At 74.7% G+C, this 22,736-nt stretch carries 20 protein-coding genes, 2 tRNA genes and 1 riboswitch; of the genes, 14 read left to right on the top strand and 8 right to left on the bottom strand.

Annotation, left to right across the window (positions count from 1 at the left end; all coding sequences use genetic code 11):
- Positions 1-112: 112 nt before the first annotated feature.
- The 3 genes from ppc to ACRYM0_RS14375 form a co-directional block, all read right to left on the bottom strand.
- The gene (gene ppc / locus ACRYM0_RS14385; RefSeq protein ID WP_432506181.1) at positions 113-2,929 is read right to left on the bottom strand and encodes a phosphoenolpyruvate carboxylase; all 2,817 of its coding nucleotides are present in this window, start codon (positions 2,927-2,929) and stop codon (positions 113-115) included.
- Positions 2,930-3,128: 199 nt separating this feature from the next.
- A complete protein-coding gene (locus tag ACRYM0_RS14380; RefSeq protein ID WP_432506179.1) occupies positions 3,129-3,407 on the bottom strand; it encodes an HU family DNA-binding protein in 279 nt (92 codons plus the stop codon).
- A 137-nt stretch (positions 3,408-3,544) separates the two neighbouring features.
- A complete protein-coding gene (locus tag ACRYM0_RS14375) occupies positions 3,545-3,943 on the bottom strand; it encodes a Fur family transcriptional regulator (RefSeq protein ID WP_432506177.1) in 399 nt (132 codons plus the stop codon).
- A 199-nt stretch (positions 3,944-4,142) separates the two neighbouring features.
- On the opposite strand from ACRYM0_RS14375, the gene ACRYM0_RS14370 reads away from it, so the two are divergent.
- From ACRYM0_RS14370 to ACRYM0_RS14345, 6 genes are all read left to right on the top strand, one after another.
- Positions 4,143-5,537 carry a glycine--tRNA ligase gene (locus tag ACRYM0_RS14370; protein WP_432506176.1) on the top strand — a complete coding sequence of 465 codons (1,395 nt, stop codon included), beginning with the start codon at positions 4,143-4,145 and terminating at the stop codon, positions 5,535-5,537.
- Between the two features lie 136 nt (positions 5,538-5,673).
- Positions 5,674-6,414, top strand: a complete 741-nt coding sequence (locus ACRYM0_RS14365) for a polysaccharide deacetylase family protein (protein ID WP_432506174.1) — start codon at positions 5,674-5,676, stop codon at positions 6,412-6,414.
- Complete coding sequence (locus ACRYM0_RS14360; RefSeq protein WP_432506172.1) at positions 6,411-7,736, top strand: SGNH/GDSL hydrolase family protein; 1,326 nt, start codon at positions 6,411-6,413, stop codon at positions 7,734-7,736. The genes ACRYM0_RS14365 and ACRYM0_RS14360 overlap by 4 nt, the downstream gene beginning before the upstream one ends.
- Positions 7,737-7,894: 158 nt before the next feature.
- Positions 7,895-9,421, top strand: coding sequence for a flotillin family protein (locus ACRYM0_RS14355; RefSeq protein WP_432506169.1), 1,527 nt, complete (start codon positions 7,895-7,897; stop codon positions 9,419-9,421).
- Positions 9,418-10,593, top strand: a complete 1,176-nt coding sequence (gene dusB / locus ACRYM0_RS14350) for a tRNA dihydrouridine synthase DusB (RefSeq protein ID WP_432506167.1) — start codon at positions 9,418-9,420, stop codon at positions 10,591-10,593. The genes ACRYM0_RS14355 and dusB overlap by 4 nt, the downstream gene beginning before the upstream one ends.
- Positions 10,590-11,855 (top strand): deoxyguanosinetriphosphate triphosphohydrolase, encoded by a 1,266-nt coding sequence (locus ACRYM0_RS14345; protein ID WP_432506185.1) that lies wholly within the window; start codon positions 10,590-10,592, stop codon positions 11,853-11,855. The genes dusB and ACRYM0_RS14345 overlap by 4 nt, the downstream gene beginning before the upstream one ends.
- Before the next feature lie 20 nt (positions 11,856-11,875).
- Here the strand turns inward: ACRYM0_RS14345 and ACRYM0_RS14340 are convergent, their stop codons facing one another.
- From ACRYM0_RS14340 to ACRYM0_RS14330, 3 genes are all read right to left on the bottom strand, one after another.
- Positions 11,876-12,373 carry a hypothetical protein gene (locus ACRYM0_RS14340; protein ID WP_432506165.1) on the bottom strand — a complete coding sequence of 166 codons (498 nt, stop codon included), beginning with the start codon at positions 12,371-12,373 and terminating at the stop codon, positions 11,876-11,878.
- 180 nt (positions 12,374-12,553) lie between these two features.
- On the bottom strand, positions 12,554-13,042 hold the full coding sequence (locus ACRYM0_RS14335) for a CoA-binding protein (protein WP_432506183.1): 489 nt from the start codon (positions 13,040-13,042) through the stop codon (positions 12,554-12,556).
- A 119-nt stretch (positions 13,043-13,161) separates the two neighbouring features.
- Complete coding sequence (locus ACRYM0_RS14330; RefSeq protein WP_432506163.1) at positions 13,162-14,499, bottom strand: O-acetylhomoserine aminocarboxypropyltransferase/cysteine synthase family protein; 1,338 nt, start codon at positions 14,497-14,499, stop codon at positions 13,162-13,164.
- A gap of 77 nt (positions 14,500-14,576) precedes the next feature.
- Here ACRYM0_RS14330 and dnaG point away from each other — a divergent pair, with 77 nt between their 5' ends.
- From dnaG to ACRYM0_RS14290, 8 genes are all read left to right on the top strand, one after another.
- On the top strand, positions 14,577-16,475 hold the full coding sequence (gene dnaG / locus ACRYM0_RS14325; protein WP_432506161.1) for a DNA primase: 1,899 nt from the start codon (positions 14,577-14,579) through the stop codon (positions 16,473-16,475).
- 91 nt (positions 16,476-16,566) lie between these two features.
- Positions 16,567-16,639, top strand: a tRNA-Asn gene (locus ACRYM0_RS14320).
- Positions 16,640-16,711: 72 nt separating this feature from the next.
- The gene (locus ACRYM0_RS14315; protein ID WP_432506160.1) at positions 16,712-17,401 is read left to right on the top strand and encodes an HNH endonuclease family protein; all 690 of its coding nucleotides are present in this window, start codon (positions 16,712-16,714) and stop codon (positions 17,399-17,401) included.
- A gap of 47 nt (positions 17,402-17,448) precedes the next feature.
- Positions 17,449-17,535: riboswitch (SAM riboswitch) on the top strand.
- 4 nt (positions 17,536-17,539) lie between these two features.
- Positions 17,540-17,959 (top strand): rhodanese-like domain-containing protein, encoded by a 420-nt coding sequence (locus tag ACRYM0_RS14310; RefSeq protein WP_432506158.1) that lies wholly within the window; start codon positions 17,540-17,542, stop codon positions 17,957-17,959.
- Positions 17,956-19,155: an O-succinylhomoserine sulfhydrylase gene (locus ACRYM0_RS14305; protein WP_432506156.1), complete on the top strand. Its 1,200-nt coding sequence runs from the start codon at positions 17,956-17,958 to the stop codon at positions 19,153-19,155. The genes ACRYM0_RS14310 and ACRYM0_RS14305 overlap by 4 nt, the downstream gene beginning before the upstream one ends.
- A gap of 28 nt (positions 19,156-19,183) precedes the next feature.
- The gene (locus ACRYM0_RS14300; protein ID WP_432506154.1) at positions 19,184-20,416 is read left to right on the top strand and encodes a cobalamin-independent methionine synthase II family protein; all 1,233 of its coding nucleotides are present in this window, start codon (positions 19,184-19,186) and stop codon (positions 20,414-20,416) included.
- Between the two features lie 142 nt (positions 20,417-20,558).
- Positions 20,559-21,332 (top strand): LGFP repeat-containing protein, encoded by a 774-nt coding sequence (locus ACRYM0_RS14295; protein WP_432506152.1) that lies wholly within the window; start codon positions 20,559-20,561, stop codon positions 21,330-21,332.
- Positions 21,333-21,507: 175 nt separating this feature from the next.
- A tRNA-Ile gene (locus ACRYM0_RS14290) sits at positions 21,508-21,581 on the top strand.
- Positions 21,582-21,625: 44 nt separating this feature from the next.
- Here the strand turns inward: ACRYM0_RS14290 and ACRYM0_RS14285 are convergent.
- Together ACRYM0_RS14285 and ACRYM0_RS14280 are read right to left on the bottom strand one after the other, a co-directional pair.
- Entirely contained in the window at positions 21,626-21,916 is a 291-nt protein-coding gene (locus tag ACRYM0_RS14285) for a hypothetical protein (RefSeq protein WP_432506151.1), read from the bottom strand.
- A 93-nt stretch (positions 21,917-22,009) separates the two neighbouring features.
- The gene (locus ACRYM0_RS14280) at positions 22,010-22,525 is read right to left on the bottom strand and encodes a CARDB domain-containing protein (protein WP_432506149.1); all 516 of its coding nucleotides are present in this window, start codon (positions 22,523-22,525) and stop codon (positions 22,010-22,012) included.
- Positions 22,526-22,736 lie beyond the last annotated feature (211 nt).

Genomic DNA, 22,736 nt, shown 5'->3' with positions numbered 1-22,736 from the left:
GGAGCGGCCCCGCCTGGGACCGCACCCCGGGGCGCGTGGCCATCGGCGCCCGTACGCACCGCGGCCCCCCCCCGGGCGCGAGGGGCGGGGCCGCGATGCGTCCCGCAGCGGGTCAGCCCGTGTTGCGCATCCCCGCCGCGATGCCGTTGATCGTCAGCAGCAGCGCCCGGCGCAGCGCCGGGTCCACGCCCTCGCCGGCCGCGCGGGAACGGCCCAGCAGGCTCACCTGCAGCGCGTGCAGCGGCGCCAGGTAGGCGTCGCGCAGCTCCAGGGTGCGGCGCAGCACGGGGGTGGTCTCCAGCAGCGACTCCTGCTGCGTCACCCACAGCACCTGCTCCAGGGTGCGGGCGTGCTCGGCGCGGATGACGTCGAACGCGCCGCGCTGCCCGGCCGGCACCAGCTCCTCCACGTAGTGCGCGGCGATGCCCAGGTCCGTCTTCGCCAGCGTCATCTGCACGTTCGAGACGAAGCTGCGGAAGAAGTGCCACTCGGCGTACATCTGCCGCAGCGCCTCGCCGCGCCCGGCCTCGCGCGCCGCCGCCAGGCCCGAGCCCACGCCGAACCACCCGGGCACGTTGATGCGGCTCTGCGTCCAGCCGAACACCCACGGGATCGCCCGCAGGTCCTCCAGGCCGCCCGTGCCGCCGGGGCGGCGCGAGGGGCGCGAGCCGATGTTGAGGTGGCCCAGCTCCTCCACGGGCGTGGCGGCCAGGAAGAACGGCACCAGGTCCGGGTCGCGCACCAGCGAGCGGTAGGCCCGCTGCCCCTCGGCGGCCACCACGTCCATCGTCGGGTCCCACACGTCCAGCTCGGCGCGGCCCGCGCGGGCGCTGCGGTGCAGGGTGGAGGCCTCCAGGGCCGCCGCCAGCGCCACCTCGAGGTTGTGGCGGGCCAGGCGCGGCTGCAGGTACTTGTCGGAGATGACCTCGCCCTGCTCGGTGACCTTGATCGGGCCGTCGAGGGTGCCGTACGGCTGCGCGAGGATCGCCTCGCCGGTCGGGCCGCCGCCGCGGCCCACCGAACCGCCCCGGCCGTGGAAGAGCCGCAGCACCACGCCGTGCCGGCGCGCCACGTCGCGCAGCGCCCGCTGCGCGCGGTGGATCTGCCAGCGCGAGGCGGCGATGCCGGCGTCCTTGGAGGAGTCGGAGTAGCCGAGCATGATCTCCTGCACGTCGCCGCGGGCGGCGACGACGCGGCGGTAGGAGGGGTCCGACAGCAGGCCCTCCAGCAGCTCCTCGGCCGCCTCCAGCTCCGTGACCGTCTCGAACAGCGGCACGAAGCCGATGCGCGCCACGTCCCCGGGGCCGCCCTCGCGGCCGCCGCCGTCCGCCAGGTCCACCAGCCCCACCTCGCGGGCCAGCACCACCACGGCCAGCAGGTCGTCCACGCCGCGCGTCATCGACACGATGTAGCTCTCGATCGCGTCGTCGCCGAAGCGGTCCAGGCAGGTGCGGATCGTGGCGAACAGGTGCATGACCTGCGCCGGCGTGCCCGTCAGGGAGCGCACCGCCGCGCCGATGAGCGGGCGGTGCCCGGTCAGCTCGCGGCTCAGCAGCCGCCGCCGCGAGTCGCGGTCCAGCGACGCGTACGGCTGCACCAGCTCGCCGAGGCGGTCGTAGGCCGCCGCCAGCGCCGCGTGGTGCCGCTCGGCGTGCTCGCGCACGTCCAGCGTGGCCAGGCCGAACCCGACGGCGTGCGCCGTGCGCACCAGCCGCGCCACCGACCCGTCGGCGACCAGCTCGCCGTCGTTGGCGCGCAGGGAGTCCTGCAGCAGCCGCAGCTCGGCGAGGAACTCCTCCGGGCCGGAGTAGTCCAGGCCCTCGACGTGCTCGGAGCCCGAGCGCAGCCGGGCGCGGGTGCCCTCCAGGCGGGCCAGCACGTAGGACAGCTCGAAGCGGTACGGCTCCTCGCCGTTGAGGCGCTCGCGGTCGGCGCGCACCTCCGGCAGCAGGCGCGCGTCGCGCTCCAGCAGGGCCGCGAGCTCCTCGGACACGCCCACGATCTGGGTGGAGGCGGCCAGCTCGGTGCGCAGCTCGCGCACGGCCGACGCCAGCACGTCCAGCGCCGCGTCGTGCATCAGCCCCAGCACCTCCAGCGTCACCTCGGGGGTGACGTTGGGGTTGCCGTCGCGGTCGCCGCCGACCCAGCTGCCGAAGCGCAGGGGGCGCGCACCGGCGGGCAGGTCCAGCCCGGCGCCGGCCAGGCCCACGTCGAGGTCCTCCAGCAGGTCGGGCAGCACGTCGGCGGCCAGCGTGCGCTGGTAGTGCAGCGCCGAGCGCGCCTCGTCCGCGGGGCGGGGGCGCTCCACGCGCAGCTCGTCGGTCTGCCACAGCAGGTCCACCAGCTCGGCGAGGCGCCGCTGGCCGCGCAGGGCGTCGGTGGGGCGCTGCTGGGGGTCCTCGGAGGCCTCCACGTTGGCGGTGATGCGCAGCAGCAGGTCCAGCACCGAGCGGCGGCTGGACTCGGTGGGGTGGGCGGTGAAGACCGGCCGCAGCTGCAGCCGGCCCAGGACCTCCCGCACCGCGCGCGGGTCCGCCTCACCGGCCGCGACGGCGTCCCGCAGCCGCTCCAGCGCGCTGTCCAGCCCGCCGCTGGGCCGGCGGGACAGCTCCAGGCCGCGGTGCAGCTGCTCGGAGGCGTTGGCCAGCTGGAAGTAGGCGGTGAAGGCCCGGGCCAGCACGATGGCGGTGCGGTCGTCCACGCCGGACAGCAGCTGGGCCAGCTTGGTGCCGTCGTCGGGCTCGCGGGCCAGGGCCCGCACCTGCTCGACGAGCTCGAGGAGGTCGGCGCCCTCGTGCCGGGTGAGGGACTCGCCGAGGAGCTCGCCCAGCCGGCGCACGGAGGCGCGCAGCGCCGCGTGGCCCTCGTCGGAGGAGACGCCGTCGACGGCCAGGGGGCCGTGGGTGGGGGTTTCGGTGCGCGTGCTCATGACTGCTTGCCTTCGCCTCCCTGCGGGTGCGGGGTCGACGCTGACTCCGTCACGTTGCTGCTGCTCGGACTGCCTGCGGTGCCCGGACCGCCGGGCGCCGGCCCGGGGCGGGCGCGGCGCGGTGCAGTCTTGCGCGTGCGCGCCGCCCGGGGGAACCCGGGGCGGCGCCCGGCGGCCCGGGCCACCGCGGCGGCGGCTCTCAGGCGCCCGTGGCGGCGGCCTTGAGCTTGGAGCCGGCGGTCAGCTTGGCGCCGAAGGAGGCCGCGATCTCCAGCGTCTCGCCGGTGCGCGGGTTGCGGCCGGTGCGGGCGGCGCGCTCGACGCGCTCGACGGTCATGAGGCCGGGCAGCTTGACGGTGTCGCCCTTGGCGACGGCCTCCAGCAGCACGTCGCCGAAGGCGCCGATCACGGCGTCGGCGTCGGTCTGCGAGACGCCGCTGCGCTCGGCGACGGCGGTGATGAGTTCGGAGCGGTTCACGTGGTCTCCCAGGGGTGGGTCGTCAGGGGTCGGCAGGCGACGTTACCGGGCGTCACGGCCCCGACCGGGCACGGGCCGGACCACGGCGTGCCGCGCAGGTGCCGCGCGGGGGCGGGGCGGCGGGGTCGCGGCGGGCCTCAGCCCCGCGCGCTGCACGCCGCACAGACCCCGAAGACCTCGACGACGTGCTCCACCTGGGTGAACCCGTGCTCGGCGCCCACCCGGCGCGCCCAGGACTCCACGGTCGGCCCCTCCACCTCCACCGTGCGCCCGCACGAGCGGCACACGAGGTGGTGGTGGTGCCCGGTGCTGCAGCGGCGGTAGACGGCCTCGCCGTCGTCGGTGCGCAGCACGTCGACGTCGCCGTCCTCGGCCAGGGCCTGCAGGGCCCGGTAGACGGTGGCCAGGCCGACGCTGTCGCCGCGGGCGCGCAGCCGGGCGTGCAGGTCCTGGGCGGAGACGAACGCGTCGGCCTCGTCCAGGGCCGCGGAGACGGCCGAGCGCTGCTTGGTGGACCGGCGGGCCGGGGTGCTCACGGCTGCTCCTCTCGCGGCGCGCCGGCGCGACCTGCGACCGGGGGTGGGTGGCGCCTGGCGACTGTACGTCACGCCCCGCCCGGGCGGCGGGCCCGTCCGCTCAGCGCGTAGCCTCGCCAGCGCCCCGCCACCGGGCGGGGCGCCGCGCCGCGCCCGGCGCGGCCAGGTCCGCCGACACCCAGCCGGATGGAGATCCCGCGTGGCACAGCCCAGCTCCGCCTCCCGACTCGACGCCGTCACCAACCTCGCCAAGCGCCGCGGGTTCGTCTTCCCCAGCGGGGAGATCTACGGAGGCACCCGCTCCGCCTGGGACTACGGCCCGCTGGGCGTGGAGCTGAAGGAGAACATCAAGCGCCAGTGGTGGCGCACCATGGTCTCCTCCCGCGACGACGTCGTCGGGCTGGACTCCTCCGTGATCCTGCCGCGGCGGGTGTGGGAGGCCTCCGGCCACGTCGAGGTGTTCACCGACCCGCTCGTGGAGTCGCTGGTCACGCACAAGCGCTACCGCGCCGACCACCTGCTGGAGGCGTACGAGGCCAAGCACGGCCACCCGCCGGCCAACGGCCTGGCCGACGTCGTCGACCCCGACACCGGCGTGCGCGGGCAGTGGACCGAACCGCGCAACTTCTCCGGTCTGATGAAGACCTACCTCGGTGCCGTGGACGACGAGGAGGGCCTGCACTACCTGCGGCCCGAGACCGCCCAGGGCATCTTCGTGAACTTCGCCAACGTCATGGGCTCGGCGCGCAAGAAGCCCCCGTTCGGCATCGGCCAGATCGGCAAGAGCTTCCGCAACGAGATCACGCCGGGCAACTTCATCTTCCGGACCCGTGAGTTCGAGCAGATGGAGATGGAGTTCTTCGTCGAGCCCGGCACGGACGAGCAGTGGCACCAGTACTGGCTCGACGAGCGCATGTCCTGGTACGTGGGCCTGGGCATCGACCCGGGCAACCTGCGCTTCTTCGAGCACCCGGCGGAGAAGCTGTCGCACTACTCCAAGCGCACCGTGGACATCGAGTACCGCTTCGGCTTCACCGGCTCGGAGTGGGGTGAGCTGGAGGGCGTCGCCAACCGCACCGACTACGACCTGTCGACCCACTCGCGCGAGTCCGGCGTGGACCTGTCCTACTTCGACCAGGCCAAGGGCGAGCGCTGGACCCCCTACGTCATCGAGCCCGCCGCGGGCCTGACGCGCTCGCTCATGGCGTTCCTGGTGGACGCGTACTCCGAGGACGAGGCCCCCAACACCAAGGGCGGGGTGGACAAGCGCACCGTGCTGCGGCTGGACCACCGCCTGGCCCCGGTCAAGGCCGCGGTGTTCCCCCTCTCCCGCAACGAGCAGCTCTCGCCCAAGGCGCGCGACCTGGCCGCGGAGCTGCGCAAGCACTGGAACATCGAGTTCGACGACGCCGGCGCGATCGGGCGGCGCTACCGCCGCCACGACGAGGTCGGCACCCCGTACTGCATCACCGTCGACTTCGACACCCTGGAGGACCAGGCGGTGACCATCCGCGAGCGCGACACCATGGCGCAGGAGCGCGTGTCGCTGGACCAGGTCGCCGGCTGGCTGGGCAGCCGCCTGCTGGGGGCCTGATCCCGCGGTGCCGACGGCGCCGTCCCGCTGCGGCGGGGCGGCGCCGTCCTCGCACCCGGTCCTTCCGGAAAGCTTGCGGTAACGAGGGCGGGCCCGTACGTTCACAGCCCCAGCTCAGCTACGAGGAGGTAGCTCCGTGGAACTCTCCGTGCCCCGGACCACCCGTCCGCGCGCCACCCGCCGCCTGGTCGCCGCCGTCGCCCTGACCCTGGCCGCGCTCACCGCGGCCCCCGCCGTGCCGGCGCAGGCCGGCCGTCCCGCCCCCGAACCGATCACCACCGCGCGCGCCGGGGGGCAGTCGCTCGCGCTGACCTTCGACGACGGCCCGAACGGCGCCGACACCGAGCGCCTCCTGGACGTCCTGCGCGCCCACCGCGTCCGGGCCGTCTTCTGCCTGCAGGGCGACCGGGTGCTGGCCGACCCCGACCTCGTGCGCCGCATCGCCGCCGAGGGCCACACCCTGTGCAACCACTCGATCCGCCACGACGACCTGGGCACGTCCACGCCCGAGCAGGTGCGCGCCGACCTGGAGGCCACCAGCGCGCTCATCCGCTGGGCCGTGCCCGGCGCCGACATCCCCTACTTCCGCGCCCCCTACGGCTCCTGGGGCGTGAGCGCGCAGGTGGCCGACCGGATGGGCATGGAACCGCTGGGCTGGACCTTCGACGTGGCCGACTGGGAGGAACCCGGCGCGGAGCTGATCGCCCAGCGCGTGCGCGAGCGCCTGGTGCCCCGCTCCGTGGTCCTGATGCACGACGGCGGCGGCGACCGCAGCGGCACCGTCGACGCGGTCGCCGCGCTCGTCCCCGAGCTGCGGGCCGCCGGGTGGCGCTTCACCCTGCCCGCACGGCACGCGACGCGGGGAGCGCACCGGTGAGCGCCACGCGCACCCGGCGCCTGCGCGCCGTCGCCCTGCTCACCGGTGCCCTCGTGCTCGGTGCCGGCACCGCCACCTCGGCCGCCCCGGACCCCGCGGTCGCCGCGAAGGCCGCCCACGGCCGCGGCACCGGCGGGGAGTGGATCGGCACCTGGGCGACCGTCCCCACCGCCGTGCCCGCCTCCGGCGTCACCGTCCTGCAGGACCAGACCGTCCGGCAGGTGGTACACGCCAGCATCGGCGGCGCCAGCCTGCAGGTGCGCCTCACCAACGAGTTCGGCGACACCCCGCTCGTCGTCGGCGAGGCGCACGTCGGGCTGCGCGACGGCTCCACCGGCACCGACGTGCTGGCCGGCACCGACCGCACGCTCACCTTCGGCGGCAGCACGTCCACGACCGTCCCGGCCGGCGCACCGCTGCTCAGCGACCCCGTGCAGCTCGACCTGCCCGACGGCGGCGACCTCGTCGTCAGCATCCACCTGCCCGAGGCCACCCCGGTCACCACCGTGCACGCCTTCCCGTACCAGGACAACGTCGTGGCCGCCGGTGACGTCACCGGTGCCCGCAGCGTCACCCCCACCGCCGCGGTGGGGCAGTGGGTGTTCCTCTCCGGTGTCAGCGTGCTGGCGCCCGAGCGGGACCGCGCCTCGGCGATCGTGGCGTTGGGCGACTCCATCACCGACGGCGCCGAGACCACCCGCGGGGCGAACCGGCGCTGGCCGGACCTGCTCGCCGAGCGGCTGCGCCGGGCGAAGAGGTTCCCCGAGCGCGGGGTGCTGAACGAGGGTGTCAGCGGCAACCGCCTGCTGCACGACCCGAACCCGCCGGCCGGCTCGCCCGCGGAGGGCTACGCGGCCTTCTTCGGCGAGAGCGCGCTGCGCCGCTTCGACCGCGACGTGGCCGCCCAGCCGGGCGTGGAGCACCTGGTGGTCCTGCTGGGCGTCAACGACCTCGGCCACCCGGGCACCTCGGCGCCGGAGTCCGAGACCGTCACCGCCCAGCAGATGATCGACGCGCACCGCCAGCTCATCGCCCGCGCCCACCAGCTGGGCATCACCGCGATCGGCGGCACGATCCTGCCGTTCGAGGGCGACACCCTCGGCTTCTCCAGCGAGGAGAACGAGGCCGCCCGCCAGCAGGTCAACCACTGGATCCGCACCAGCGGCGAGTACGACGCCGTCGTCGACTTCGACGCCGCCCTGCGCGACCCGGGCGACCACCGGCGGCTGGACCCGCGCTACGACTCCGGCGACCACCTGCACCCGAACGACGCCGGGATGCGGGCGATGGCCGAGGCGGTCCCGCTGGGGCTGTTCCGCTGACCGCGGGCGCCGCCCCGCCGCGTCGCGCGGGGCGGCGCACCGCGTCCGCCGGGGTCCTGCCCGAGCGCGCGCCGGGCCGCTAGGGTTCCCGGCGGGTGCCTCGGGACACCTGCCGGCAGCGGTGCCAGCCGCCCCGGTCCGCATCGGAACGGAGTGGGATGGACACCGTCATCACCGTCGCCGTCGTCGTGGGGGCGCTCGTCGTCCTCCTCGTGGTGGCGGCCGTCGTCGTCAAGGCGCGCTACAAGATCGCCAGCCCGTCCGAGGCGCTGATCATCGTCGGCAGGAAGGGCCGGCCGGTCACGAACCCCCAGACCGGGGAGGTGACCACCGACCTGTCCGGCCAGAAGGTCGTCATGGGCGCCGGCGTCTTCGTCAAGCCGCTCGTGCAGCAGGCCCACCGCCTGTCCCTGGCCTCGGTGCGCATCCCCATCTCCATCCGCGGGGCGGTCTCTCGCCAGGGCATCCGGCTGAACGTGGACGGCGTGGCCATCGTCAAGGTCGGTGGCACCGAGGACCTGGTCCGCGCCGCCTCCCAGCGCTTCCTGCAGCAGCAGGGTGAGATCGAGCCCTTCACGCAGGAGGTCCTGGCCGGCAGCCTGCGCGGCGTCATCGGCACCCTGACCGTCGAGGAGATCATCCGCGACCGCGTCGCCTTCGCCCGCCAGGTCGAGGAGGAGGCCGTCACCAGCCTGAACAACCAGGGCCTGGTGCTGGACACCCTGCAGATCCAGGACGTCAGCGACGACGGCAACTACCTGCAGGACCTGGGCCGCCCCGAGGCGGCCAACGCCCGCCGCGCCGCCGAGATCGCCGAGGCGAACAACGCGCAGGAGGCCCAGCAGGCGCAGGCGCTGTCCGACGCGAAGATCGCCCAGGCGCAGCGCGACCTGGCCCTGCAGCAGGCGCAGTTCCGCGCCGACCAGGACAAGGCCGCCGCCGAGGCGGACGCCGCCGGCCGCCTGGCCGAGGCCGCCGCCCAGCAGCAGGTCCTGATGGAGCAGGAGCGGGTGGCGCAGCGCCAGGCCGAGCTGACCGAGCGCAACCTCGACACCGAGGTGCGCAAGCCCGCCGACGCCCGCCGCTACGAGGCCGAGCAGCAGGCGATGGCGCAGAAGACCGCGCGCGTGCTGTCCGCCGAGGCGGAGCAGCAGGCGTCCGTGGCCGCCGCGCAGGCGGAGGCCGAGCGGGTGCGCCTGTCCGCGGAGGCCGAGGCGGCTCGGGTCCGGGTCGCCGCCGAGGCCGAGCTGGAGCGCCGCACCGCCGACGCGAACGCCGTGCGCCTGGAGGGCCAGGCGCAGGCCGAGGCCCTGTCCGCCACGGGCGCCGCCAAGGCGGAGGCGCTGCAGAAGGAGGCGCGGGCGCTGCGGGAGTTCGGGGAGGCCGCGCTGACCCAGCGCGCCCTGGAGGTCCTGCCCCAGGTCGCGCAGGCGCTGGCCAGCCCCATCGCCGGCATCAAGGACCTCACCGTCATCTCCAACGACGGCGCCGGTGCCCTGAGCCGCTCGGTGGGCACCAACCTCCAGGAGACGCTGGAGGTGCTCAAGCGGACCACCGGCGTCGACCTCGCCGGGGTCTTCCGCTCCCCGGGCGAGCAGCGGGGCCCGGAGCGGGGCCCCGTGCGCGAGGGTGAGCCGCGGGGTGGCGACGGGCAGGCCCCGGGGGCCGTCATCATGGAGGGGTGAGCCTCCTCGACGTCCCGGTGCACACCCCGGTGGCCGCGCCCCTGCGCATCGGCCCGCACGTGTCGGCGACCCCGGTGGTGCTGGCCCCCATGGCCGGCATCACCAACTCCGCCTACCGGCAGCTGTGCCGCGAGCACGGCGAGGGCTTCTACGTCTCCGAGATGGTCACCTCCCGGGCGCTGGTCGAGCGCACCCCGGAGTCGATGCGCCTGGTGACCTTCACGCCCGAGGAGCGCCCCCGCAGCCTGCAGCTGTACGGGGTGGACCCGGCCACCGTCGCCGCCGCGGTGCGGATGGTGGTGCAGGAGGACCTCGCCGACCACGTCGACCTGAACTTCGGCTGCCCGGTGCCCAAGGTGACCCGCAAGGGCGGGGGAGCGGCCCTGCCCTGGAAGGCGGAGCTCTTCCGCGACATCGTCGCCGGCGCGGTGCGCGAGGCGTCGAAGGGCGGGATCCCGCTGACGGTGAAGATGCGCAAGGGCATCGACGACGACCACCTCACCTACCTCGAGGCCGGGCGCACCGCCGAGCGCGAGGGCGCCGCGGCCGTCGCCCTGCACGGGCGCACCGCCTCGCAGCACTACTCCGGCCAGGCCGACTGGGAGGCGATCGCCCGGCTGAAGGAGGCCGTCACCACGATCCCGGTCCTCGGCAACGGGGACGTGTGGAGCGCCGAGGACGCGCTGGAGATGGTGCGCCGCACCGGGTGCGACGGCGTCGTCGTCGGTCGCGGCTGCCTGGGCCGGCCGTGGTTGTTCGCCGACCTGGAGGCGGGTTTCGCCGGCCGCCCGGAACGGGTGCGCCCCGGCCTGCGCACCGTGGCCGCGACCCTGCGTCGGCACGCCGAGCTGCTGGTGGAGCACTACGGCGACGAGCTGCGCGCCTGCCGCGACGTGCGCAAGCACGTGGCCTGGTACTTCAAGGGCTACGTCGTCGGCGGCGACCTGCGCGCGAAGCTGGGCCTGGTGGACTCCCTGGCCGCGCTCGACGAGCTGCTCGCCTCCCTGGACCTGGACCAGCCCTACCCGGGGGCCGCGGCGGAGGGCTCGCGCGGCCGGGCCGGCTCCCCGCAGCGGGTGGCGCTGCCGGAGGGCTGGCTGGACGACCGCGCCCTGTCCGGCGCCGCCGCCGAGGTCGTGCGCCAGGCCGAGCTGTCGGTCTCGGGGGGCTGAGGGTGAGCGAGCGCGACGGGCACCAGCGCGGTTACACGTCCTCGGACACCGAGCGCTGGGCCGCCGAACCGCCCAAGACGCACCGCCGCAGCGCATTCGCCCGCGACCGCGCCCGCGTGCTGCACTCCTCGGCCCTGCGCCGCCTGGCCGCCAAGACGCAGGTCGTCGGCCCGGGCACCGACGACTTCGTGCGCAACCGCCTGACCCACTCGCTGGAGGTCGCCCAGGTGGGCCGCGAGCTGGGCGCGGCGCTGGGCTGCGACCCGGACGTGGTGGACACCGCCTGCCTGGCCCACGACCTGGGGCACCCGCCCTTCGGGCACAACGGCGAGCGGGCCCTGGCGGAGGCGGCCGCCGACATCGGCGGTTTCGAGGGCAACGCGCAGACCCTGCGGCTGCTGACCCGTCTGGAGCCCAAGACGGTCGCCGCCGACGGCTCGCCCGTCGGGCTGAACCTGACCCGGGCCAGCCTCGACGCGGCCACGAAGTACCCGTGGCTGCACGGGGGGGCGCCGCGGGCCACCTCGAAGTTCGGCGCCTACACCGACGACGCGGAGGTCTTCGCGTGGCTGCGCGACGGCTCGCCGCGCGACCGCCCGTGCGTGGAGGCGCAGGTCATGGACTTCGCCGACGACGTCGCCTACAGCGTCCACGACGTGGAGGACGCCGTGGTCGCCGGGCACGTGCGGCTGAACTGGCTGCGCGAGCGCGGGACCCGCGCCCGCGTCGCCGCGCAGGTGCGCGACTGGTACCTCCCGGACGCGAGCGACGAGGACGTGGACGAGGCCCTGACCCGGCTGGCGGAGCTGCCGTTCTGGGCGTGCGAGCAGCCCGGGGAGGTGTTCGGCGGTCGCCGGCACCTGGCGGCGCTGAAGGACATGACCAGCCAGCTCATCGGCCGCTTCGCCAACGCCGCTCAGGACGCCACCCGCGCCCGCCACGGCGACGGGCCGCTGACCCGCTACGCCGCCGACGTGGAGGTCCCGGCGGAGACGGTGCTGGAGGTGGCCGTGCTCAAGGGCGTGGCCGCCACGTTCGTCATGAGCGCGCAGGAGCGCCAGCCGTTCTACGCCCGCCAGCGCGAGCTGCTGCTGGAGCTGCTCACCGCCCTGGTCGAGCGCGGCGCCGACGTGCTGGAACCGCCCTTCCGGCAGGACCACGACGCCGCGCCCGACGACGCCGCGCGGCTGCGCGTGGTGGTCGACCAGGTGGCCTCGCTCACCGACGTCTCCGCGCTCGCCTGGCACGCCCGCCTCACCTGAGCGCCGGGCCCGGGCGGGCCTCACTCCAGGGGCGCGGGCTCGAAGGGGTCGCGCAGCGTGCCGGCGGTCAGGGAACCCACCAGGGGCTGCCCCACGCCCACCAGGAGGCAGCGCACCTGCTGCTCGCCCGCGTCGTGCGCGTCCTCGCCGGGCCAGGCGGACGCGTGCGTGACCGAGCCGGCCGGCAGGCCGCGGCGCTCGGCCAGCGCGGCCACGGCCGTCGCGCAGAACGCGTTGGCGCCCTCGCGGCGCGCCCGCTCGAGGTGCCCGGCGACCACCGGGCTCGCCAGCACCACCTCGGCGCCGTGCTCCCCGACGCACCCGGCGGGGCGGTAGACGTCGGCGGTGCGCTCCAGGCAGGTGCCCACCGGCCACTGCCCGGCGCGCGTCAGCTCGATCGACTCCGAGGAGCGCAGCGCCGTGACGTGGCCGCCGGAGCCGCCCAGCACCGCCCAGGCGCCGAAGCCGAGGCCGCCGAGCACGAGCGTCCCCGCGGTGCCCGCCGCGCCGGCGGCCACCAGCAGGGCGTCGCGACCCCGGCGACGGGGCGCTCGGGACGGTGGGGGCGGTGGGGGCCACGGCGCTGGGCCGGCGGAGGAGGGGTGCACGGCCGGGACCGTAGGAGCGCGGGCGCCGCCGGGTGCCGCCCCGCGCGCTCCCCTGTGGACCGCCGGCCCGTCCGGCGGGCTGGGGATCCCTCAGCGCGCCCGGCGCCGCGCCGAGATGACCCCGGTGTCGAAACCGGCCAGGTGCAGGCCCCCGTGGAAGCGGGCGTGCTCGATCTTCAGGCAGCGGTTCATCACCACGGTTGTGCCCGCCTCGTGGCCGCGGCGGGCCACGTCGTCGTCCGACAGGCCCAGCTGCAGCCACAGCACGGGCGAGCCCACCGCGAGCGTCTCGTCGAGCGCCGCACCCAGCTGGCTGGGTCGGCGGAAGACGTCCACGACGTCCGGCACGCCCGGCAGCTCCGCCAGCGACGGGTACGCGGGCCGGCCCAGCACCTCCCGCTCGTTCGGGTTGACGAACCACACCTCGTAGTCGGAGCTGGCCAGCAGGTAGGTGCCCACGAAGTACGACGCGCGCGACGGCTTGTTCGAGGCCCCGAGGATCGCCACCGTCCGGGTGCGGCGCAGGATCGACAACCGCTGCCCCGGGGTGGGGGGCGTCCAGCCGCCGGTCTCGCCCACGGGCGCGGCGTCCTTCGCGCCGGTGGCCGGCGCGGCCGGCTCCTGCGGCCGGGCGGCGACGCTGCCGGTGTCGCCGATCGCCCCGGTGGGGGCGCCGGTGCCCTCGTGCTCGTGCCCGCTCACCGCGAGGCCCCCTTCGTCGCGGCGGTCAGCGCCTGGTCCAGGTCCCACAGGACGTCCTCGACGTCCTCCAGCCCGACGCTGATGCGGATCAGGTCCTCCGGCACCCCGGCCGCCTCCAGCTGCGCCGGCGAGAGCTGCTGGTGGGTGGTGGAGGCGGGGTGCAGCACGAGGGTGCGCGCGTCGCCGATGTTGGCCAGGTGCGAGCACAGCTGGCAGTTCTCGATGAACCGCTCGCCGGCGGCGCGCCCGCCGGCGACGCCGAAGGAGAACACCGCGCCCGGCCCCTCCGGCAGGTAGCGCTGCGCGCGCTCGAAGTGCGGGTGCGAGGGCAGGCCGGAGTAGCGCACCCAGCTGACGCGCTCGTCCGCCTCGAGCCACTGCGCCACCCGGCGCGCGTTGGCCACGTGCTCGCGCATGCGCTGCGGCAGCGTCTCCACGCCCATCAGCAGCAGGAACGCGGAGTGCGGGGCCAGGGTGGCGCCGATGTCGCGCAGCTGCTCGCTGCGCAGCTTGGTGAGGAACCCGTACTCGGCGAAGTTGCCCCACCAGCTCAGGCCGCCGTAGCTGGCGACCGGCTCGGTCATGGCGGGGAACTTCCCGTTGTCCCAGGGGAAGGTGCCGGCGTCCACGACGACGCCGCCGAGGGTGGTGCCGTGCCCGCCGAGGAACTTGGTGGCGGAGTGGATGACGATGTCCGCCCCGTGCTCGATGGGCCGGCACAGGTAGGGGGTGGCGGTCGTGGCGTCGACGACCAGCGGGATCCCCGCCTCGTGGGCGACGTCGGCCAGCGCCCGCACGTCCGCGACCACCGTGGAGGGGTTGGCCACCAGCTCGGTGAACACGAACCGCGTCCTGTCGGTGATCGCCGCGCGCACCGCGTCGGCCTCCGGCTCCACGAACACGGTGTCCACGCCGAAGCGGCGCAGCGTCACGTCCAGCTGGGTGACGGTGCCGCCGTAGAGGTTGTTCGAGGCGACGATCTGGTCGCCCGCACCGGCCAGCGCCGCGAAGGTCAGGAACTCCGCGGACTGCCCGGAGCTGCACGCCAGCGCACCCAGGCCGCCCTCCAGGGAGGCCATCCGCTCCTCCAGCGCCGCGACGGTGGGGTTGGAGATGCGGCTGTAGATGTTGCCGTACTTCTGCAGGGCGAAGAGGTTGGCCGCGTCGGCGGCGTCCTCGAACACGAAGCTGGTCGTCTGGAAGATCGGCACGGCCCGCGCGCCCGTCGTCGGCTCCGGCACGGCGCCGGCGTGCACGGCGCGGGTGCGGAACCCCCAGGCGCGGTCGCTGCTGCCGCCGGGCGCGCGCTCGTCCCGCTGCTCGTCACTGCTCACGGGGGTCGATCCTGCCACCCGCGCCCGCCGCCGGCTGCGGGTCGGCCCCGTCGGAGCCCGCGCCTAGACTCCGGCGCGTGCCAGGTCTCATCCACCCCGACGACCTGCGCGCGGTCAAGGAGCGCGTCCGCATCGACGAGGTGGTCGCCGAGCAGGTGACGCTGCGCCCCGGCGGCGTGGGGTCCTTCAAGGGGCTGTGCCCCTTCCACGACGAGCGCACCCCCAGCTTCACCGTCCGCCCGGCCGTGGGCCGCTGGCACTGCTTCGGCTGCGGCGAGGGCGGCGACGCCATCGAGTTCGTCCGGCGCATCGACGGCACCACGTTCACCGAGGCCGTCGAGCGCCTGGCCGAGCGCGCCGGCGTGCAGCTGCGCTACGTCGACGACGGAGGCCGCCCCGGCAAGCGCCCGGCCGGGGCGCAGGGGGCCGGCCAGCGCCAGCGGCTGCTGGAGGCGCACCGCGCGGCCGAGGCCTTCTACGCCCGGCAGCTGGAGCAGCCCGGCCCCGCCGAGACCGCCCGCCGCTTCCTGGCCGAGCGCGGCTTCAGCCGCGAGGCCGCCGCCCGCTTCGGGGTCGGCTTCGCACCCCCCGGCGGCGAGGCGCTGCTGCGCCACCTGCGCGCGGCGGGCTTCACCGAGGAGGAGCTGACCACCTCCGGCCTGGCCGGGCAGGGGCAGCGCGGGCTGTACGACCGCTTCCGCGGCCGCCTGGTCTGGCCCATCCGCGACGTCAGCGGCCACACCGTCGCCTTCGGCGCGCGCCGCCTCTTCGACGACGACCGCATCGAGGCCAAGTACCTCAACTCGCCCGAGACCCCGGTCTACAAGAAGTCCCAGGCCCTGTACGGCCTGGACCTCGCCAAGCGCGACATCGCCCGCACCAAGCAGGTCGTCGTGGTGGAGGGCTACACCGACGTGATGGCCTGCCACCTGGCGGGCGTGACCACCGCGGTCGCCACCTGCGGCACCGCGTTCGGCGAGGAGCACGCCCGCATCGTCCAGCGGATGCTCGGCGACGCGGCCGGCTCCGCCGAGGTCGTCTTCACCTTCGACGGCGACGCGGCGGGGCAGAAGGCCGCGCTGCGGGCCTTCGAGCTGGAGGAGCGCTTCACCGCGCAGACGTACGTGGCGGTCGAGCCGTCCGGTCAGGACCCGTGCGACCTGCGCCTGTCCGCCGGCGACGCCGCGGTGGCGGCCCTGGTGGCCGGCCGGGTGCCGCTGTTCGAGTTCGCGATCCGCTCCACCATCTCCCGCTTCGACCTGGGCAGCGAGGCGGGCCGGCTGGCCGCCCTGGACGCCGCCGCCCCGATCGTCGCGGGCATCCGCGACAGCGGCCTGCGCCAGCGCTACGCGGTGAACCTGGACCGCTGGACGGGCTTCCTCGACGAGCGCTTCGTGCTGGACCGGGTGCGCCGCCACGCCGGCGGCCGCGGGGGGCGGGCCGGGCGCGAGGGCAGGGGCGCCGCGCCCGAGCCGGCGCCCGCGGCACCGGCGGCCCCCGCGGTCAACGACGCCGTCGTGCAGCTGGAGCGGTGGGTGCTGGCGTGCGTGCTGCAGGCGCCGTGGGTCGTCGCGGACGACTTCGCCGGCCTGGCCGCGGACGCCTTCGGCGCGCCGGGGCACCGCGCGGTGCACGACGCCGTCACCGCGGCCGGGGGGCCGCTGGAGGCGCCGCCGGGTCCCGGCTGGGTCGAGGCGGTGCTGGAGTACGCCGACGGGCCGGTGGCCGGGCTCGTGCAGGAGCTGGCCGTGGCCGAGCTGCCGGTCACCGACGAGGAGGAGATGGAGCGCTGGGGGCGCTCGCTGGTGGCCACGCTGGCCGGGCAGGCGGCCACCCGCGCGGTCGCCGACGCCAAGCGCCGGCTGTGGAGCATCGACGCCTCCGCGCAGCCGCAGGAGTACCAGGAGGCCTCGGCCGAGCTGTTCCGGCTGGAGGCGGCGCGCCGGGCCTGGCAGGAGCGCGCCCAGGGGTCCTGAGGGCCCTCGCGCGCGGGGCGGCCGGGGCGCAGGCACTCGGGCGGGGCTGGTACGGTTGACGTGCTGTCGCCGGGGGTTCACCCGGTGGTGGTCCCGCATAGCTCAATTGGCAGAGCAGCCGGCTGTTAACCGGCAGGTTGTTGGTTCGAGTCCAACTGCGGGAGCGTCCTGGAGGGGGCCTGCGCGTGCAGGCCCCCTTCGTCGTCCCCGGGGGCCCGCGAGGCTGGGAGGTGGCCGTGCGCGCACGTCGCTCCAGCGCCCCGGCGGCGATCCTCGTGCCGCTGCTCGTCCTGGTGCTCGCCGTCGCGCTGTGGCGGGCCCTGACCGGCGACGCGGCGGGGCCCGCGCGGGGCGAGGCGTCCGGCGGGGCCGCCGAGGCGCTGGCCGCCCTGCCGGTGCGCGAGGCCGCCTCCTCCGCCGGCTACCAGCGCACCCGCTTCGGCTCCAGCTGGGTCGACGTCGACGACAACGGCTGCCGCACCCGCGACGACGTCCTGCTGCGCGACCTGGACGACGTCCGCCTCGCGCCGGACGGCTGCACCGTCCTGTCCGGCACCCTGCAGGACCCGTACTCCGGCGACGAGATCGCCTTCCGCCGCGGCGAGGACACCAGCGCCGACGTGCAGATCGACCACGTCGTGGCGCTGGCGGCCGCCTGGCGCACCGGCGCGCAGGGGTTCAGCGAGGACGAACGGGTCCGCTTCGCCAACGACCCCCTGGAACTGCTGGCCGTGGACGGCCCGCTGAACGGGGCCAAGGGCGACGACGACGCCTCGCAGTGGCTGCCGCCCGAGGGGGAGTGCGAGTACGTCGCCCGGCAGGTCGCCGTCAAGAGCGCCTGGGGGTTGTGGGTGACGCCCGCGGAGCACGACGCGATGGCCGGCGTCCTGGCCGGCTGCCCCGGGCAGGAGCTGCCCGCGCCCTGATCCGGGCGGCGTGCCCCGGGCACGGGCGCAGATGCCCTAGGCTGGTCGGACCATCCAGAGCGGCCGAGAGACCTGGCTCGACGACGCCGCAGCAACCCCCCTCGGGAGGGTGCTCATGCCAGGACCGATGGAGGCTTCGTGAGCTACGCCGGCGACCTCACTCCGCGTGAGGCGTTCGAGTTGCTGCGTGACGACGGCGACGCCGTCCTCGTGGACGTCCGCACCGAGGCGGAGTGGACGTACGTCGGGGTCCCCGACGCCGCCGCGCTGCGCAGGCCACCGGTGTTCGCCTCCTGGCTGCCCGTGGAGGAGGACGCGCCCGGTGCGCGGTTCCTGGCGGAGCTGGAGCGGGCCGGCATCGCACCGGGCCACCGCGGTCCGGTGGTGTTCCTGTGCCGCTCCGGCAAGCGGTCGGTCGGGGCGGCCACCGCCGCCACCGCGGCGGGCATCGGCCCCAGCTACAACGTCCTGGACGGCTTCGAGGGCGACCTCGACGAGCGCGGCCACCGCGGCGCCGCCGGCTGGCGCGCGCAGGGCCTTCCCTGGAGGCAGTCGTGACCGAGCAGCAGCCGAGCCCCTGGCGCCCCGACACCACCGCCGTGCGCGGTGGGCTGGCCCGCTCGGGGTTCGAGGAGACGTCCGAGGCGATGTACCTGACGTCCGGGTACGTGTACGAGTCCGCCGCCGCCGCGGAGGCCGCGTTCACCGGTGAGGTGGACCGCTACGTCTACTCCCGCTACGGCAACCCGACGGTGTCGGTGTTCACCGAGCGGTTGCGGCTGCTCGAGGGTGCCGAGGCCTGCTACGGCCTGGCCAGCGGGATGTCCGCGGTGTTCTACGCCCTGGGCGCGCTGCTCGGTGCGGGGGACCGCGTCGTGGCCGCCCGCAGCCTGTTCGGGTCCTGCTACGTGATCCTCGACGAGATCCTGCCCCGCTGGGGCGTGACGACGGAGTTCGTCGACGGCGAGGACCTCGCGCAGTGGGAACGGGCCCTGGCCACGCCCGCGCAGGCGGTGTTCTTCGAGACCCCGGCGAACCCCATGCAGACCCTCGTGGACGTCGAGGCGGTCACGCAGCTCGCCCACGCGGCCGGCGCGGTCGTCGTGGTGGACAACGCGTTCGCCAGCCCGGTGGGGCAGCGGCCCCTGCGGTTCGGCGCCGACGTGGTCGTCTACTCCGCCACCAAGCACATCGACGGCCAGGGCCGCGTGATGGGCGGTGCCGTGCTGGGCACCACCGAGTTCATCGAGGGCCGCTTCCAGGAGCTGACCAGGCACACCGGCCCGACGCTGAGCCCGTTCAACGCCTGGACGCTGGCGAAGGGGCTGGAGACCCTGGGGCTGCGGGTGCGGCACTCCGCGGCCACCGCCCTGCGCATCGCCGAGCACCTCGAGGCGAGCTCCGCCGTGCGCTGGGTGCGCTACCCCCTGCTGCCCTCGCACCCGCAGTTCGACCTCGCGAAGCGCCAGATGGAGCTGGGCGGCACCGTCGTCACGTTCGAGCTGGACGCGCCCGGCGGGCGGGGCAAGGAACGTGCCTTCGAGGTGCTCGACGCCCTGCGGACCATCGACATCTCCAACAACCTCGGCGACGCGAAGTCGCTCGCCACCCACCCCGCCACCACCACGCACCGTCGCCTCGGCGAGCAGGGTCGCGTCGCCATCGGCCTGTCGGACGCCGTCCTGCGGCTGTCGGTGGGGCTGGAGGACCCCGAGGACCTGCTCGAGGACCTCGACCGCGCCCTGCGCCGCTGACGACCCCCACCCCACGAACGGAGACCCCTTGTCCCGCAACGACCGCCGCATCGAGGTCAGCCACGCCGGCAGCCTGCCGCGCACCCCCGAGCTCATCGCCGCGAACGAGGCCCGCCGCGTCGGCGAGGACGGGTTCACCCTGGAGCGCACGCCGGAGTTCGAGGCGCTGCTGACCGACGCCGTCGTCGACCTCGTGGCGCGCCAGCGCGACCTGGGCATCACCCTCGTCGGTGACGGCGAGTACGGCAAGGCCATGACGAGCGCCGTGGACTACGGCGCCTGGTGGTCGTACTCGTTCCAGCGCGTGGCCGGTCTGGAGGTGACCGGTGAGGACCTGTTCACGCAGCCGGTCGTGCGTTCGGAGCCGGGCAAGGTGCGGCTGACGAGCTTCCCGGACCGCCGCGACTGGAGCACGTTCAAGGACGCCTACACCGACCCCACCTCGGGGATCATGACGGGCAAGCAGGCGACCGCGTTCCCCGCCACCACCGGCCCGCTGAGCTACGTCGGCCAGGAGGCCATCGCCTCCGACGTCGCGAACCTCGTCGCGGGCCTGGAGGCCGCCGGCCTGGAGCGCAGCCAGGGCTTCATCACGTCCCTGTCCCCGGGCAGCGGTGCACGCATCTCCAACCGGTACTACGCCACCGAGGAGGAGCACATCTGGGCGTGGGCGGAGGTGATGCGCGAGGAGTACCGCGCCGTCGTGGACGCCGGCCTCGTCCTGCAGATCGACGACCCGTCCATCGCGGAGAACTGGGACCAGATCAACCCCGAGCCCAGCCTGGAGGACTACCGCGCGTTCACGAAGATCCGCGTGGAGGCCCTCAACCACGCCATCCGCGACCTGCCGGCCGAGCAGGTCCGGTTCCACCTGTGCTGGGGCAGCTGGCACGGCCCGCACACCACCGACATCGAGTTCCGGCACATCGCCGACCTCATGCTGGAGATCAACGCCGGTTCGTACTCCTTCGAGGCGGCCAACGCCCGCCACGAGCACGAGTGGAAGATCTGGAAGGACCTGGAACTCCCGGCGGGCAAGAAGATCGTGCCGGGTGTCGTCGGCCACGCCACGAACGTCGTGGAGCACCCCGAGCTCGTCGCCGACCGCATCGAGCGGTTCGCCTCGGTCGTCGGCCCGGAGAACGTCATCGCCTCCACCGACTGCGGCCTCGGCGGGCGCATCCACCCGCAGATCGCCGTCGCCAAGCTCGCCGCGCTGGGCGAGGGTGCGCGGATCGCGGGCGAGCGCCTCTTCGGCTGAAGACCGCTCCCGGTGTCGCCCCGTCCCGCTGCTCGGGCGGGGCGACTCCCGGCCCTCCGGCCCCGGCCGCCGGGGCCTCGGGGACCGGATGAGTTCTCAGGAAACCCCACGTCATCTCCCAGGTGGCCGTTACGGTGCGCCCATGAAGACGTGGAAGACCCGCCTCATCGGCGTGGCCGCCGTGATCGGCGCGTCGCTCAGCACCGCAGTCCCGGCTCAGGCCGACCCCCGCGTAGGTGGGGAGATCGGCTACCGCTACGAGTACTACTACGGCGGCGCGCGCGGTTTCCTGGGCGATCCGCTCACCGGGGAGATCCGAACCCCCGACAGCAAGGGCGCTTACGTGGTCTTCCAGCACGGCTCGATCTACTGGAGCCCGTGGACCGGTGCCCGTGAGGTCCACGGCGAGATCCGGGACGGCTGGGGTCGGCTGGGGTGGGAGGGCGGTCGGATGGGGTTCCCCACGTCCGACGAGCAGACCACTTACAGCCGCCGGGGCAAGTACCAGGAGTTCGAGGGCGGCACCGTCTACTGGACACCCTGGACGGGTGCGCACGGCGTGGGAGGTGCCATCGAGCAGGAGTACGAGGACTACTACTCCTCGACCTTCGAGTGCTGTCCGGACGCCGAAGAGGTGCTCGGCTTCCCCGTCACCAGCGAGATCACCACCCCCAACGGCAGGGGCGCCTACAACCACTTCCAGTGGGGATCGATCTACTGGAGCCCGGGAACCGGCGCGCACGCCGTCCACGGCGCGATCCGCGACATCTGGGCCGCGCAGGGGTGGGAGAATGGACGGCTGGGGTTCCCCACGTCCAGCGAGGAGTACGACTACTACGAAGACGTCGTGGTGCAGTCCTTCGAGGGCGGCGCCATCTGGTGGTGGCCCGGGGGTAGCTGGGTCCAGTACTACTGACGGCACCCCTCCACGGCGGTACCGCCGACCTGGTCCGTGTGAGGTGTGGGGCGTAGCTCGTGCGGAAGCGCCCGGCCGAGCAGGCTCGCGCTCCGGGCGGCCATCGCTTCGCTCGGCCGGGTAGGCTGTGCACAGGCGGCTTCCCGGGCACCCAGACCCGTCGGGGTGTGCCTGCGGGGCGGTAGCTCAGCCGGTCAGAGCAGGGAACTCATAATTCCTCGGTCGTGGGTTCGAGCCCCACCCGCCCCACCTCCACGACCTGCGACCTCGTCACATCACATGGGCAGGTCACATCACATGGGCAGGTCGACGTCCACCGGTGTGACGACCGCGGCGAGCACCTTGCCCGTGGCAGGATCCAGGCGCGTGCTGGTGACCTGCTTCACGTTGAAGTGGGACCAGGCGCCGTGAGTGCCTGCGGCGCAGGCGATCTCGGGGGCGTGTCCGCGGTACGGCAGGATGATCTCCATGAGGTCGACGGTTTCGCCGACCACGTCGAGAGGGGCGCTGCTGGCGGGGACGGTGGCGTTGCCGGATCCGGGGAAACGACCCTGCCACCCGTAGGCGGTGTTGCCTGCCGACACGTCCCCGATCCACCTGGTGGTCCCGGGAACGGGGGTGTGATCCGTGTCGTCCGCGCAGACGCCGAAGGCGGAGCCGGTGAGGACGTTGGTGACTCAGGTCTCGGTGGCGGCCGGCGCTGCGTGGATGCTGGGTCTGCCGTCGCCGCGCAGCCGCACCGACATGCTGGGCGTGGCGGTGATCGTCTCGGTGACGGTGTTGTTGCTCTCGTTGGACTCGGTGATCCGCTTGGCGTCGTCCACGTGGGCGGTGACGGTGGCGGCACCTTGCGCGGCCGGCCACGTCGGTCCGCTGGGGCCGCCGTCGGCTTGCAGGACGATGGACTGTCCTGGATCCAGGTGCCAAGTGTGCCGGTCGGTCCAGGTCACGGTGCGCCCCCCGACGCGGAAGCCGATGCCGTGGATGACGCCGTCCTCGGTGGGGGCGTTGCCACGGTTGGTGATGGTGGCTCGGAACGTCACGGGCTGGCCGGCCACGGCGGCCTGCGGCGTCCAGGCGATGTCGGTGATGGTGAGGTCCGGCCGTGGTGTCGCGGCTTGCGACGGGCCCGTCAGGGCGACGGACCCGAGCAGCGCGCTGCCGATCGTGGCGGCACTGATGGAGCGTTTCATGGTTCCCCCCATGACTGCTGCAGACCGTCCACAGCACTCACTGAGCGTAGAAGTCACCCACGTGGCCGCCCCATCCCCCTTTCGAGGGTCTGTTCGACGTCCGCGCTCCAGGACGGGTGCACCACCTGGGCTCCGGCGGGTGACCCCGTCGCCCACCGGTGCTGACCCGGTACGCGTGAGCGCCCCCACCCGTGCGGGTGGGGGCGCTCAC

Origin of the sequence: Kineococcus arenarius subsp. arenarius (genome assembly GCF_050871845.1) — a bacterium.
Taxonomy (GTDB): Bacteria; Actinomycetota; Actinomycetes; order Actinomycetales; family Kineococcaceae; genus Kineococcus.
This window is presented reverse-complemented; position numbering and strand designations above follow the sequence as displayed.